Origin of the sequence: Pseudomonas sp. PGPR40 (genome assembly GCF_022014505.1) — a bacterium.
Classification (GTDB): Bacteria; Pseudomonadota; Gammaproteobacteria; order Pseudomonadales; family Pseudomonadaceae; genus Aquipseudomonas.
In genome coordinates this window covers 1-14,268 of the sequence record NZ_JAKLSP010000056.1, presented here as the reverse complement: position 1 = coordinate 14,268, position 14,268 = coordinate 1, and the positions used below count along the sequence as shown (strand labels likewise).

The 14,268-nt window shown below is 58.3% G+C and carries 9 protein-coding genes, 2 rRNA genes and 1 pseudogene; 8 read left to right on the top strand and 4 right to left on the bottom strand.

Features of this window, described 5'->3' with window-relative positions; genetic code table 11:
- Window positions 1-597: 597 nt before the first annotated feature.
- Genes MEB48_RS28600 through MEB48_RS28585 form a run of 4 tightly spaced genes read left to right on the top strand, consistent with a single transcriptional unit; the run spans window position 598 to window position 6,227 of the window.
- A complete protein-coding gene (locus MEB48_RS28600) occupies window positions 598-1,374 on the top strand; it encodes a DUF3050 domain-containing protein (RefSeq protein ID WP_237887062.1) in 777 nt (258 codons plus the stop codon).
- Window positions 1,371-2,300, top strand: a complete 930-nt coding sequence (locus MEB48_RS28595; protein ID WP_237887061.1) for a diiron oxygenase — start codon at window positions 1,371-1,373, stop codon at window positions 2,298-2,300. Before MEB48_RS28600 ends, MEB48_RS28595 begins: the two co-directional genes overlap by 4 nt.
- Before the next feature lie 13 nt (window positions 2,301-2,313).
- Entirely contained in the window at window positions 2,314-5,730 is a 3,417-nt protein-coding gene (locus MEB48_RS28590; RefSeq protein WP_237887060.1) for a non-ribosomal peptide synthetase, read from the top strand.
- Between the two features lie 29 nt (window positions 5,731-5,759).
- Entirely contained in the window at window positions 5,760-6,227 is a 468-nt protein-coding gene (locus MEB48_RS28585; RefSeq protein ID WP_237887059.1) for an SRPBCC family protein, read from the top strand.
- 127 nt (window positions 6,228-6,354) lie between these two features.
- Here the strand turns inward: MEB48_RS28585 and MEB48_RS29525 are convergent, their stop codons facing one another.
- The gene (locus MEB48_RS29525; RefSeq protein WP_442969128.1) at window positions 6,355-7,140 is read right to left on the bottom strand and encodes a methyl-accepting chemotaxis protein; all 786 of its coding nucleotides are present in this window, start codon (window positions 7,138-7,140) and stop codon (window positions 6,355-6,357) included.
- Window positions 7,141-7,257: 117 nt separating this feature from the next.
- Window positions 7,258-8,235, bottom strand: a pseudogene (locus tag MEB48_RS29520) (cache domain-containing protein); the annotation flags it as partial.
- 294 nt (window positions 8,236-8,529) lie between these two features.
- On the opposite strand from MEB48_RS29520, the gene MEB48_RS28575 reads away from it, so the two are divergent.
- The 4 genes from MEB48_RS28575 to MEB48_RS28560 all read left to right on the top strand — a co-directional run bounded on the left by MEB48_RS28575 (window position 8,530) and on the right by MEB48_RS28560 (window position 13,901).
- Entirely contained in the window at window positions 8,530-9,030 is a 501-nt protein-coding gene (locus tag MEB48_RS28575; protein ID WP_237887057.1) for a sigma-70 family RNA polymerase sigma factor, read from the top strand.
- On the top strand, window positions 9,030-10,043 hold the full coding sequence (locus MEB48_RS28570; RefSeq protein ID WP_237887056.1) for a FecR domain-containing protein: 1,014 nt from the start codon (window positions 9,030-9,032) through the stop codon (window positions 10,041-10,043). Before MEB48_RS28575 ends, MEB48_RS28570 begins: the two co-directional genes overlap by 1 nt.
- 88 nt (window positions 10,044-10,131) lie before the next feature.
- Window positions 10,132-12,633, top strand: coding sequence for a TonB-dependent siderophore receptor (locus tag MEB48_RS28565; protein ID WP_237887055.1), 2,502 nt, complete (start codon window positions 10,132-10,134; stop codon window positions 12,631-12,633).
- 71 nt (window positions 12,634-12,704) lie between these two features.
- Complete coding sequence (locus MEB48_RS28560; protein WP_237887054.1) at window positions 12,705-13,901, top strand: PepSY-associated TM helix domain-containing protein; 1,197 nt, start codon at window positions 12,705-12,707, stop codon at window positions 13,899-13,901.
- A gap of 65 nt (window positions 13,902-13,966) precedes the next feature.
- Here MEB48_RS28560 and rrf (MEB48_RS28555) read toward each other — a convergent pair.
- Window positions 13,967-14,082, bottom strand: a 5S ribosomal RNA gene (gene rrf, locus MEB48_RS28555).
- A gap of 107 nt (window positions 14,083-14,189) precedes the next feature.
- A 5S ribosomal RNA gene (gene rrf, locus MEB48_RS29515) occupies window positions 14,190-14,268 on the bottom strand; the annotation flags it as partial.

Here is a 14,268-nt window from a genome sequence, read left to right as displayed (position 1 = left end):
CCCAAAGCCCCTGCCCCCTCAAACCCGACAACTGCACCTGACAGATCATGCAGGGGTGATAGCGACTGCCGTGAATTACGCTCACTCTTAAGCTGCCAACGAATAATGACGGGCGACGCACCGCACCCGCGGAGCAGTCGACGCACCAGGAACCTACGGAAGGAGTCTTGCCACGGGAAAGGAAGAACCGGCGTCATTCCCAGCCCACTTCCACCCCCTCAGATCACTTCAACGAATCAACTAGAAAGTTGCTTTGAGTGAGGCATTCACTCTTTATTTAAATTTTGGCCTATATAAGCCGAAAGGAGCAACTACGCCCAAATAAAACTTAATACAAAAGTCTTATTGGAACTTGTCGCACCCGAGAAAGTTAAACTTTAAATTAATTCAAAAATGACTTGCCCGAGACTTTAATCGTGTATTAGTTTTTCTCCGCCGCCCATAAACACTGGGCGCCACGTACTACTTAGTGATTACACATCTGAAAAACATCAATTCAATTGAGGCCCCTGTTCGCCAATAAAAAACTTCAAGCAACCGTCACTTATTGTTCAGCACCACCCTCAACGGTATTCCAGATCACTTATAGGCTCGCTCATGAAACCGACTAAAGATCGTCTCAATCAGAAGAAAGCAGAACTTAGTGCGCACCCGATCTTCTCTGAAATACATTCGTTATCGGTCCTTCAACGCTTTATGGAAACCCATGTGTTTGCGGTGTGGGATTTCATGTCGCTGACCAAACGCCTGCAGCAAGAACTGACCTGCGTTCAACTGCCCTGGCTGCCGCCGCGAGATCCTCAGGCTGCGCGGTTGATCAACGAGATCGTGCTCGGTGAAGAGTCTGATGATCGTCCCGCCCAAGGTCACTACAGCCATTTCGAGTTGTACCTGGATGCGATGCGCGAAGTCGGTGCAAGCACGGCCGCCGTCGAACGTTTCGTGGCGCTGCAAAAAGAAGGCGTGAGCTACGACGTTGCATTGCAAAGCGTGGATGTCGACCCGGCGGCTGCGCAGTTCGTGCGCCACACCTTGCACACCGCGTTGCATGCGCCGGGGCACAGTGTGGCGGCGGCGTTTCTGCATGGTCGCGAGAGTGTCATCCCGCAAATGTTTCAACGGATTCTCGACGATTGGGGCATCGGCATCGAACAGGCGCCGACCTTCCGTTATTACCTGGAACGGCACATCGAAGTCGACTCCGAAGACCACGGCCCGGCGGCGGAAAAACTCCTCGCCCGCCTGGTCGATGGCGATCCGCAGCGTGAAGAAGACGTCTACGCCAGCGCCATCGCCGCCGTGGAAAGTCGCATCGCCTTGTGGGATGGCTTGCGCCTGAGCATGAGCGAACCGGCTGCGCAGGTGAGCGCATGAACGCCGCCGACTATCAATCTTTCGCCGACGCCTGGGAGAGCCGCGCGACCATTCGCACCCGCCCCCGGCGCGTACTGGAAAATGACGACAAGCTGATCTATCCGTTGAGCCGTCAGCCGCTGGTGCTGAGTGAAACCTTCCTGCGCGAATGCCCGGAACAACGGGACTTTGCCCTGGTGCAGACGCTCTACAAGTTCATCAACGACGTGGTGATTTTCGAAACCGAGATCGTCGACAAGACCGCCCGCAGCATCGCCAAAAACCGCTTCAGCGTGGCGTTCCCGTTCGCCTGTCGTTACGACGCCATGACCGTGGTGGTGGACGAGGATTACCACGCCTTGGTGGCCATGGATTTCATGCAGCAAACCGTCGCCATGACCAGCATCGCGCCGATCGAGCTACCGGATGAAATCGAACTGAGTCGTGCAATCCCGGCAGCCGTGGCCCTCGCACCGGAACACCTGCGCAGCGCCATGGAGCTGATCTGCGTGGCCATCGCCGAGAACACCGTGACCGGCGATGTGGCTGCGTTCGCCAAGGACGACACGGTCAAGCAATCGATCAAGGGCCTGATGGCCGACCACTTGCTCGACGAGGGCCGTCACTCCGGGTTCTGGGCGCGGTTGGTGCGCATCTATTGGCACACCGCGAGCGAAGACGACCGCCAGTGCATCGCGCAAATCCTGCCGGTGTTCATCGGTCATTACCTGACCAACGACATTCAGAAGTCCTTCGACTTCCGCTTGATCGACGCCCTGCAGATCAGCGACGCAGCGCGTCGGGCACTCAAGAGCGAAGTGTCGGGGCTGGCCTTCCCGATTAATCGCCATCACCCGCTGGTCGCCAACATTGTGCGGTTTTTCCGCAGCAGTTCGCTGCTCGATTCACCGTGTGTGCAAAGCGCCCTGAGCGACTACCTGGTTTAACGAGGAGAACATCATGAGACGTCTCGATATTTTGCTCATTGGGCAAAGCCAGGCCCTGACCGACCTGGCGCTGGAACTCGAACAACACGGTCATTCACTGGCGCGGCTTGTGAATCTGGAGGCGCTGGCGCCAAGCACGTTTGATTTGCTGATCGACGATGCGAGCCTGCCGTTTCAGGACTTCGGCGATGCGCCGCGCCTGACGCTGCAGCTGGGTGTCGGCGTGCCGGGCGCCTCAGGCCTGCCAGCATTGGACCTGCTGTGCACGTACAACTCGATGCAGCCAAGTCGCGTGCCAGTCGCCGAAGAGCTATCCGGTAACGGCCAGGCATTGCGCCGGCGCGCGGTGGCCGATCTGGTCGATCACGTGGCGCTGCTGGTCAGCCGCTTTTCTCGGGATGCCGAGTATTTTCTGCTCCTCGAACCTCCAATTCCCGCGCACTTCGAGCAGGTGGAAAATTTGCTGTTTTTTGAGCGTCTGGCCTACGTCCATCAGCTCAACGCCACCGCTGAACCATGGTTGCGGCAACTGGCCCAGATCCCGATGATCGAGCGGCTTGAACAACGCTTCATCCAGTCCGCCGAGCGTCCGGCGCTGAACATCGCCGGTACGTCGCTGAGCTATCGGCAACTGCACGCCCACAGCCGCGCCATCCAACTGCGCTTGCAGCCGTTGCTCGATCGACATCAAGGACCGTTGGTAGTCGGGATCTGCCTGCCAAAATGCAGCGCGTTATATGCGGGAATTCTGGCGATTCTGGGCAGCGGCGCGGTGTACTTGCCGCTGGAGCCAAGCCATCCGCTGCAACGTCAGCGGTACATTCTGGAAAACGCCGGGGCGGTGTTGTTGCTGCATGACGGAGAACATCCACTCAGCGAGACGATGCCCGGGTTGGACATCAGCTGTGTCGACATCGGCGATGTGAATCTCGCTCAACCCTTGATGCGCCAACGACCCGATCTCGATGCGCCGTGCATGGCGCTCTACACCTCGGGCACCACGGGCCATCCCAAAGGCGTGTTGCTCAGCCAGGCCAACCTCGCGCACTTCACGGCGTGGTACGCCGATTACGTGCAGCTGACCGAACAGAGTCGGGCGTTGCAGTTTTCATCGTTGAGTTTCGACTCGTCGTTGATCGATATATTCCCGACGTTGCTCCAGGGCGCCGAGTTGATCGTGCCCAACGACGATCAACGTCGCGACCCGTTGCAACTGGTCGAACTGATCCGCCACCAACGACTCAGCCACGCCTTTTTGCCGCCGGCGCTGTTGAGCATCCTGCCGCTGGATCAGTTGCAGGGCCTCGATCATGTGATGACCGGTGGCGATGTCTGCGAACCCTATGTAATCGAGCAACTGACCCGCCACGGCAGTCTCTACAACCTCTACGGCCCGACCGAAGCCACGGTGCTGATCACCGCGCGGCAACTGCGCACCGGCGACAACAACCGGACCCTCGGCGCACCCATTGCCAACAGTCAGGTGCTGATTCTCGATGAGGACTTTCAACCGGTAACCGAGCAAATCGTCGGTGAGTTGTACATCGTCGGTCCGGGGGTGTGCTTGGGTTACCTGAACAACCCCCAGCAGACTGCCGAACGTTATCTGAACCTGAGCCTGCCGAATGGCCAGAGCCTGCGCGCTTACCGCACCGGCGACATGGCCAAGTGGACGAGCGACGGTATCGAGCTGTGCGGACGGCGAGACAATCAGGTGAAGATTCGCGGCTTTCGGGTCGAGCCGGAAGAGATCGAACGCTGCCTGCGCGACAGTCAGCTGTACCGTCAGGTGGCGGTGGTCATCGACCGTCATCGACGGATTCTGGCCTTTCTCGCGCAGCCTCAGGAAGAGCAACCCGGTGCTGCTCGCGAAGCCTTGAAAGCCCACGCGATGCAGTTTCTGCCGGACTACATGCAGCCGACCGCATGGACCGAACTGGCGAGCATGCCGTTCGCCAGCAACGGTAAGGTCGACCGCAAAGCGCTGCAGGAACTGCCCGTCAACGTGACCGAAAACAGCCCACGGCGTTTGCCCGCCAGCGCCGATGAAGCGCTATTGCTGGAGATCTGGGCCGAACTGCTGGAGCTACCCGCCAGCGATATTTCCACAGACGAAAGTTTCTTCAATCTCGGCGGGCACTCGATTTTGCTATCACGCATGTTGCTGCGTTTGCGTGAGGAGTTCGGCCGCAGCATCTCGATCAACCGCTTCATCGAACTGCCGACGATTGCGAAACTGGCCACCCTGGTACGCGGCTCCGGGACTGAAGAAGTGCTGAGCGAAAAAGCCTTGGCCGATGCCTTCCGCGAACTGAACATCGAGCCGTTGCCAGTCAGCCGAATGGGCGATGTGCACAAGGTGATCGTCACCGGTGCCAACAGCTTTGTCGGTGTTCATATCGTCGAAGCGCTGCTGGCCTGGGGCGCCAGCGAAGTAGCGTGCCTGGTGCGCGATGGCGGCGGGCAATCGGCGGCGCAACGCTTTGCTCAGGCGTTGCGGGAAAACCGTCTGGAGCATCTGGACTTGAGCCGGGTGCGGGTTTATGCGGCGGACATCACCCGCCCGCAACTGGGGCTCAGTGAAGAGGTTTACCAACGACTGGATCGCGAGTTCGGTGCGTTGGTACACAACGCCGCCAACGTCAATCACGTCCTCGATTACGAGTCGTTGGCGCAGGATAACGTCGAGCCGATTTTCGAGTGCCTGCGCCTGTGTGAAGGACGCAGCAAGAAGATCTTCAACTTCGTCTCGACGCTCTCGGCGTCCAGCACGATTTCCGACGATGGCCGGGTGCTGGAGTTGCCCGCCGCGCAGACGCCGCCGATCTACATCAAGAACGGTTACAACCTGTCCAAATGGGTCGGCGAGCGGATCCTCGAACGGGCGCGGGAGCGTGGGGTGCGGGTCAATCTTTATCGCCCCGGCAACATCAGTTTCAACAGCCTCACCGGTGTCTGCCAGCCTCACAAGAATCGCTTGATGCTAATGCTCAAGGGCTCGATCCAGCTTGGCCAGGTGCCGGAGTTCGCACTGAATTTCGACCTGATGCCGGTGGATTTCCTCGCCCGCTTCATCGCCTTCCATGCCAGCCGTTACCAGGCCGAAAAAGCCGTGTTCAACCTGCACAACCCCGAGCCCCTGAGCTGGGATTCCTATGTGGCGTCATTTCGCGAGGCCGGTCGGGAATTCGCCATGGTCAGCGTCGCCGACTGGCAGCAGCAACTGGGCCGCGTCGACAGCGACAACGCGTTGTTTGGCGTGTTGGGTTTCTACCTCAACGGCTTCGAAGAAGACATCGGCGACATCTCGATGATCGGCCACGACAACGCCCAGGCCGGCGTCCGCCAGATGGGCGCGCACTACCCGGAAAAATCCCCGGCACTGCTGCGGCGCGGCTGCGACTACCTCAAAGAAATCAACTTCATCTGATTCACCCTAACCCTGCACGGAGCAACACCATGAAAACTCTGCAACCCGATACCCTGATCAAAAATCCTCACGGCTGCCACGTTGTATCTTCGGTGGAAGTACCGGCCGATGCGACGCAAGTCTGGGCAGTGGTCGGCAACTTTGCCGGCTTCGACCGATTCATTCCCGCGCTGTCGCACATCGAGATGACGGGCGAAGGCGTGTCGTCGCTGCGCAAGAAATTCTTCAAGGACGGCAACCTGGTGGTCGAGCAACTCAACTCCCGGGATGACCAGGCGCTGAACATGACCTGGACGACGATCTACAACACCTTGGGCGTGGCCAATTTGTGGGCGGCGATGAGTGTTGAGTCCTTGGGCGCAGGCAAGTCGCGGGCGACCTGGACCATCATCGCCGAACCGGCACAGGGTGGAGCCGAAGCCCTGCCGGGGTTCAAGGATTTCGTTCAGGGGTTTGCCGATGATGCGATGGGGAATGTGTTGAAGCTGTTTGTGTAGGGCTTTGGTTCAGCGGTGACTTATCTGCCGCTTTCGCGGGCAAGCCTCGCTCCTACAGGTTATTCGATGCCCTTGTAGGAGCGAGGCTTGCCCGCGAAGAACGATAACGCGGTTCAACTGACCTCAATCAAATCTTGAAGCTATCAACCAACTGCTTCAACCGATTGGCCTGCTGTGACAGCGCATCGCAATCCTTCAATGTTTCATTGAGATTGGCCACGCTCTGCTGATTCAGCAGGTTGATCTGGTTGACGTCGACGTTGAGGGTATCCACCACGGCAGTCTGCTCTTCGGTCGCTGCGGCCACCGATTGGTTCATGCCGTCGATTTCGCCGATGCGCTGGGTCACGCTGACCAGTCGCAGGCCGGCCTGGTTCGCCACTTCGACGCTCTGCTCGCTGGATACCTGACTGGCATTCATGGTGGTCACCGCTTCGCGAGAACCGATCTGCAGCGAGCTGATCATCTTGTGGATCTCTTCCGCCGATTCCTGAGTGCGATGAGCCAGATTACGCACCTCGTCCGCCACCACCGCAAAACCACGACCGGCCTCACCGGCACGGGCCGCTTCGATGGCCGCGTTGAGCGCCAGCAAATTGGTCTGCTGGGAGATGCCTTTGATCACATCGAGAATGTGGCCGATGTTGTCGGTGCTCGCGTTCAGGGTTTCGATCTGCGTGCAGGACAGACTGATTTTCTGCGACAGCTCAGTCATGGCCAGAATGGTTTTTTCCACCACCTGACGACCGTCATCGGCCTGCTCGCTCGCGCCACTGGCGTGTTGCGAAGCATCGGCGGCGTTGCGGGCGATTTCCTGGGTGGCGGCGCCCAATTGGTTGATCGCCGCGGCCACGCTGTTGGTGCGGGCGCTTTGTTCGTCGGAGCCGATGATCGAAGCGTTGGACGATGCCATCACCCGTTGCGACAGGTCATGCACCTGGCGGGTCGCCGAGGACACTTCGCAGATCGACGCGTGAATCCGCTCCACGAACTGATTGAAGGAGCCGCCCAACTCGCCGAACTCATCTTTGCTTTCTACCACCAGACGACGAGTCAGGTCGCCCTCGCCCTGAGCGATGTCCTGCATCGCACGGCCCATGGTGGTCAGCGGACGCATCAGCACGCTGATCAGCAGACTCAGTAGCACTGCAATGGCGGTCACGGCGATGAACATCGCAATCAGCGCCGAAGTGCGGAACTGGCTCAGTGGCGCATAGGCCTTGGCCTTGTCGATCGACAGACCGACGTACCACTCGGCATTCGGCAAACCACTCACCGGAGCGAATGAGAGGATGCGGTCCTGCTTGTTCAGCTCTACTTCCTGGATGCCTTTCTCGATACGGACACTGGAACCCGGATAAATGTCTTTCAGGTTCTTCATCACCTGATTCTTGTCCGGGCTGACGATCACCTGACCGTCGGCGCTGACGAGGAACGCGTGACCGATGCCACCGAAGTCCACCGAGTTGATGATCTTTACCAGGGTTTCCAGACTCAGGTCGCCACCGACGACGCCCAGCAGTTCCCCCTGCTTTTTCACCGGCATGGCGATGGTCACCACCAACCCGCCGACCGCTGCCATGTAGGGCGGAGTCAGCATGGTCTTGTCGGCGACCACGGCTTGTTTGTACCAGGGGCGCTGACGCGGATCGTAGCCGTCCGGCATCTTCGCGTCAGGGCGCTGGGTGAACACACCATTGGCCTGCCCGACGTAGGTGAACTGGAAGTTCGAGGTGAGAGCGGGTTGATCGACCAGGCCCGGCAGATCGGCATTGGCGCCTTGATGAGCGACGTTTTGCGCGAGGTTTTCAAGGACCAGCACGCGGCCGCTCATCCAGTTCTGCACGCTGCTGGCGGTCAGATCGCCAGCTTGCTCAACGGAAGACTCGAGGTTTTGTCGAATGGTGTTTCGCTGCAGATAGTCGTTGTACAAAGTGAACAACGCAAAAGCCAGCACCACGACGCCTGAAGCGGCCAGCAGGATTTTATGGCTGAACTTGAGATTCATTTCATGGGGCTTCTTATGCAAAAAGTGGGGATTCGTGCCGGGTTGCAACATTCCATGTAACAGCGCAGACAGTCTTCTGAAACCGCTCTACTTTGGTGCACGCCCTGTCTCACCACTCTGTCGACACAAGTGGGAGAAATCTTAGGGTTTTGTATGAAATACCCGCCGAACGGCGGACTAGAGCGCCCCCCGTGGGAGTGCTTGCTGATGGTTGCTCGAACGGCAGTTGCAAATTCGCTAACCCTTGATGACAATGCGACTAATTATCATTTGTGACGTCGAGCTGTCGCGTTCATGTCTTCACCTGAGTTTGCAGTACAGGCGCTTTACAGCAGTCATCACGGTTGGCTCAACACGTGGCTGCGCGCTCGATTGGGTAATGCGGCCGATGCGGCGGATCTGGCACAGGACACTTTCGTCCGTTTGCTGCAAAGAACCGAACGCCTGGAACTCAAGGCTCCACGCGCCTTTCTGCGAACCATCGCCCGCGGCCTGGTGATCGACCATTGGCGCCGTGAGGAAATCGAGCGCGCGTACCTGGAAACCATCGCCCATTTGCCCGAGGCCGAAACCCCGAGCGCCGAGGCCCGGACATTGGTGTTCGAATTGCTGGAAAGCATCGCCCGCATGCTTGAAGGCCTGAAGCCGAAAGTGCGTCAGGCATTTCTGCTGGCCCAGTGCGAAGGACTTACCCACAAGCAGATCGCCGAACACATGGGATTGTCCCTACGCTCAGTGGAACGTTATGTGGCCGACGCGCTGTATCACTGCTACGTGCTGCGGTATGAAGCGTGATGCCTGTGGATAACTCAGCGCTAAACCGCTGCGGCGAGCCTCATCAGCAGGTGGTCAAACAAGCCATCCATTGGTTGCTGCGCCTGCGTAATAACGCGACCAATTCCAGGTTGCGCCAGCAATGCGAGGTCTGGCGCGCGGAACACCGTGAGCATGAACTGGCCTGGCAACGGGTGCAGGCCCTGCAAGCCGAGTTGAGCAGTAATTTGCGCGCGGTGCCCGGCGCTCAAGTCGCTTTCAACACGTTGGAAAACAGCGCACAGGGATTGGGTCGGCGCCAGGCGTTGAAGCTGCTGTCGGGCGCATTGCTGATGGGTTCGGCGGCGTGGTTGGGCAAGGATGCGGTCGGCTGGCAACAGTGGACCGCCGACTTCGCCACCGCCACGGGCGAGCGTCGTGGTTTCCAGTTACCGGACGGCACGCGCCTGGAACTCAACACTGCCAGCGCGGTGGATCTGGATTACAGCGCGCAACAGCGCCTTATCAAACTGACTCGCGGCGAGATCATCGTGACGTGCAGCGGGGCAAGTGAAGGGGTTTCGCTTGATCGACCGTTGCGGGTGCAAAGCCGTCACGGCGTATTTGAAGGGATGGCTGCTCGCTTCATCGTTCGTCAGGACGCCGACTGCACGCGGCTCAGCGTCACCAGCGGCATGGTCGCAATCCATTCGCCACGGGCCGCCGATGGCCTGCCGATTCAGGTGCAGGCCGGGCAGAGTTATTTGATCGATCGCAATCGCGCACAGTTGGCACCGCCGCAAGACATGGATGCCGGCGCCTGGGTCGACGGCCTGATCGTCACCCGTAACATGCGCCTCGGGGATTTTATTAATGAAGTCGGACGTTACCGTCCCGGCTATCTGACCTGCACGGCGGACATTGCCCACTTGCGGCTGTCCGGGGTTTTCCGTCTCGAAGACACCGACAAACTGCTGGCCATCCTGCCGCACACCCTGCCGGTGCAACTGCGCTATCGCACTCGCTGGTGGGTGACGCTGGAGCGACAGGCCTGAATTATTTTTGGCGGGTTTCCCGAACAAGTCCGGCTTAGTCAGTAAGCACTTCAACTCTGCCTTCAGCGACTTCCTACGGAAACCTACAATGACTGTGCGCGCCATCAGTAAGAACCCTCTTCATTTCACCGCGGAATCAGGCGTATTGCGCCACGCCATCCGCGCGGCACTGTTCTCGACCGCATTGGGTGTCGGACTGCTGCCGACACTTGGCGTTGCAGCCCAGGGCAGCGAAGCCACTAGCCACCGCTACAACATTGCCGCCGGCCCCTTGAGCGATGTGCTCAACCAATTCGCGCGTCAGGCGGGCATCACGCTGTCGACGACTCCAGCTCAAACTCAGGGCCTCCAGTCACCGGGACTACAGGGCGACTATTCGGCGGATCAGGCGTTGAGCCATTTGCTCAATGGCACAGGGCTGGTGGCCATCAGTCAGGATGGCAGCAGCTATGTGCTGCGGCCCGTCGCTGAAACCGGAGCCCTGGCACTGCCCACCACCGACATCAAAGGCTTCGCCCTGGGCAATGCGCTGGGCAGCATGGATGGCTACAACGCAACGCACAGCCAGATCGCCACCAAGACCAGTACCGCACTGCTGGAAACCTCGCAAAGCGTGTCCGTGGTGACTCGCGAGCAAATGGACGACCAAGGCTCGCAAACCGTGTCCCAGGCGATGCGCTATACCCCGGGCGTACTGACCAACCCTTATGGCGCAACTCACCGTTATGACTACGTGGCGATGCGCGGTTTCAACGACGGCTCGGTAGATAACATCTATCTCGACGGCCTCAAATCCATGGGCGACAGCGGCACCTATAGCACCATGCAGGTGGACCCGTATTTCCTCGAACGGGTCGATATCCTCAAAGGGCCGTCGTCGGTGCTCTACGGGCGCAGTTCGCCGGGGGGGCTGGTGGCGTTGACCAGCAAGAAACCGCTGTATGAGCCCTATCATCAGGTTCAGGCCACGGTGGGCGCCCAAGGCCAGCGCGGCATGGGTTTCGACTTCAGCGGGCCGGTGGATGATGACAAGCGTATTGCGTATCGCCTGACAGGGTTGGCGGATCAGTCCGACACACAGTTCGACCACAATAAGGAAAAGCGCTTCGCCCTGGCGCCGACGGTGAGCATCGATTTCACCGAAGATACCTCGCTGACGCTGCAAGCCTATCTGCAGCATGATCCCGACGGCGGCTATCACGGCGGCGTCCCGGCCGACGGCACGATCCATCAGCGCAACGGCAATCGGATCTCTCCAGACTTCTTCGAAGGCGAGCCGGGCGTTGATGGTTTCCAGCGTGATCAACAGTCCTTCGGTTATCAGTTCGAACACCGCTTCAACGACGTCTTCACCGCGCGGCAGAACTTTCGTTATCTGGACTCCAAGGTGAAGAACGATCAGGTTTACGCCTATGGCTGGACCACACCCACCAGTAACGAGTTGAACCGCTATTACACCGGCGCCGACGAAAAGCTCCACGCCTTTATCATCGATAACATGCTGCAAGCCGAGTTCTTCACCGGCGCGACCAAACACACCGTGCTGATGGGCGCGGACTATCAGCGCCGCAAGACGGTGGTCGACTGGACCAGTGGCGGTCTTGCACCGATCGATGCGTTCAATCCGGTGTACGGCAACTCGGCCATCGACTTCTACAGCCCGACCAGCTATCTGCGTCGCCTGGAACAGAGCGGCGTCTATCTGCAAGACCTGATCGAGATGGATAAATGGCGCTTCTCTTTGGGCCTGCGTCAGGACTGGGTTGAAACCTCCGATGAAAATCGGCTGGCTGAGGCTGGACGCCCTGTGGGCACGGAAATCAGTGACGAACGCACCAAGCTGACGGGCCGGGCTGGGGCGTTGTACCTGTTCGATAACGGCATTGCGCCGTACATCAGTTACTCCGAGTCGTTCAACCCGAATTCCTACGCGGACAGCGCCGGCAATCCTCTGGCACCGACCGATGGCACCCAGTGGGAAGTGGGCCTGAAATACCAGCCGCCGGGCACCGACAACTTGTTCACGGCATCGCTGTTCCGCATCGATCAGGAAAACCTGGCAACCAAACTGCCGCAGGAAAACTTCTATCGCGCTGTAGGCGCCGTCCGCTCCCAAGGTCTGGAACTGGAAGCGCACATGCAGCTGACCGATAACCTGAAAGTCCTCGGCAGCTACACCTTCACCGACATCGAGTATTCAAAGTCGATGATCAGTACGTTGAGCACCGACACCGACGTGATCGAAAACAAGGGCAACTCGCCGACTCAGGCACCACGCCATATGGCCTCGGTATGGGCGGACTACACGTTCGACAGCGCAGCGCTTGACGGTCTGCGTCTGGGCGGCGGCGTGCGTTATGTCGGCTACAGCTGGGCCGATGCGGAAAACACCCTGAAGGTGCCGTCCTACACGCTGCTCGATGCGTCTGTCGGCTATGACCTGGGCAAGGTGGGTTTGAAGGGCGTGGACGTACGTCTGAATGCGAACAACCTGACAAACGAGTCTTACGTGGCCTCCTGTGCCAGCCTGAACTTCTGCTACCTGGGTGAAGAGCGCAACGTCGCCGCTACCGTGAGCTACCAGTTCTAATCATCCGTTATGACGACAAAGCCAGCACCTGAGTCCAGGGGCTGGCTTTGTCGTCTCTGCAGGAAAATCCCATGCGTGCATTTCTGGTTTTACTTCATCGCTATATTGGTTTGGCTACTGCGTTGTTTCTGCTGATGGCAGGACTTACAGGGAGCATCTTGGCGTTCAATCATGAGCTGGATGAGTGGCTTAATCCGGAGTTTTATAAAGCGTCTTCCGAAGGTCAGCGTTTGCCGCCCGGCACCTTGGTCGACAAGCTGCAAGCTAAGCATCCGAAGCTACAAGTCTGGTACATGGAGTACCCGTCAGAACCGGGTCATACGTCATTGCTGGCGGCGGTACCGCGCAATGATCCTGCGACCGGAAAACCTTTTGCCGAACCCAATCAGGTGTTCTATCTGGATCCGGTCAATGGCAAGCAAATGGGTCAGCGGTTCTGGGGGGAATGTTGTTTTCAGCGGGAGAACTTCATCCCGTTCATTCTTGAGTTTCACTACAACCTGGTCCTGCCGGATAACTGGGGGTTGTTGTTAATGGGACTGGTCGCGATCGCTTGGGTTGTCGATTGTTTCATTGCGCTTTGGCTGACGCTTCCACGTGGGAAACCGTTCTGGCAGAAATGGTCGACGGCCTGGAAGATCAAGGGTGGGCATGCCTACCGGCTGAATTTCGATCTGCATCGGGCGGGTGGTTTGTGGCTGTGGTTATTGCTGTTACCGATCGCTGTCAGCAGTGTAGCCATGAACCTGCCGAGCCAGGTCTTCAAGCCTGCGGTATCACTGTTTTCGCCAATTGAACCGAGCGTCTATGAGGCTCGCGGTCGCATGCCTGCCGAGGAATTGGGAGTTACGCGGTTAAGTTATCAACAGGCTTATGAACGTGCGTTGCAGGAAGGGCAAAGGCTGGGGCTGACCGCTGCGATCGGAGAGTTGTATTACAGCTTTGAGTACAACTTTTATGGAGCGGGTTTTGGGCAACATGATACCGAGGCCCATGGAAAGTCCTGGCTGTTCTTCCATGGCACGGACGGGCGTTTACTGGGGCAGGAAATCGCAGGGCAAGGCACCTTGGGAGAGCGTTTTTATCGACTGCAATTGCCGATACACGGAGGGCGGATCATTGGGCTCACCGGGCAAGTGATGATCGCGTTGTTGGGTGTTTTGATTGCAGTATTGTCGGTGACGGGAATCTATATCTGGTGGCGCAAGTTGCTGGCTCGAAGGAGTAGTAAGGCACGTAAGAGCGGGATGTACCCCATACCGGATTGAAGTTCCTATAGCCCAGAAAGACAAAACCCCTGTCTGCATAAGCAGACAGGGGTTTCGGAGTTCAATCTTGACGATGACCTACTCTCACATGGGGAAACCCCACACTACCATCGGCGATGCATCGTTTCACTGCTGAGTTCGGGATGGGATCAGGTGGTTCCAATGCTCTATGGTCGTCAAGAAATTCTGTGACCAGCCCGTTACAGCGGTAACGTGCCAGCAAAATCGGTGACTTCTACTAAAACAAAACCCCTACCTGCAGATGCAGATAGGGGTTTCGGAATTTAATCTTGACGATGACCTACTCTCACATGGGGAAACCCCACACTACCATCGGCGATGCATCGTTTCACTGCTGAGTTCGGGA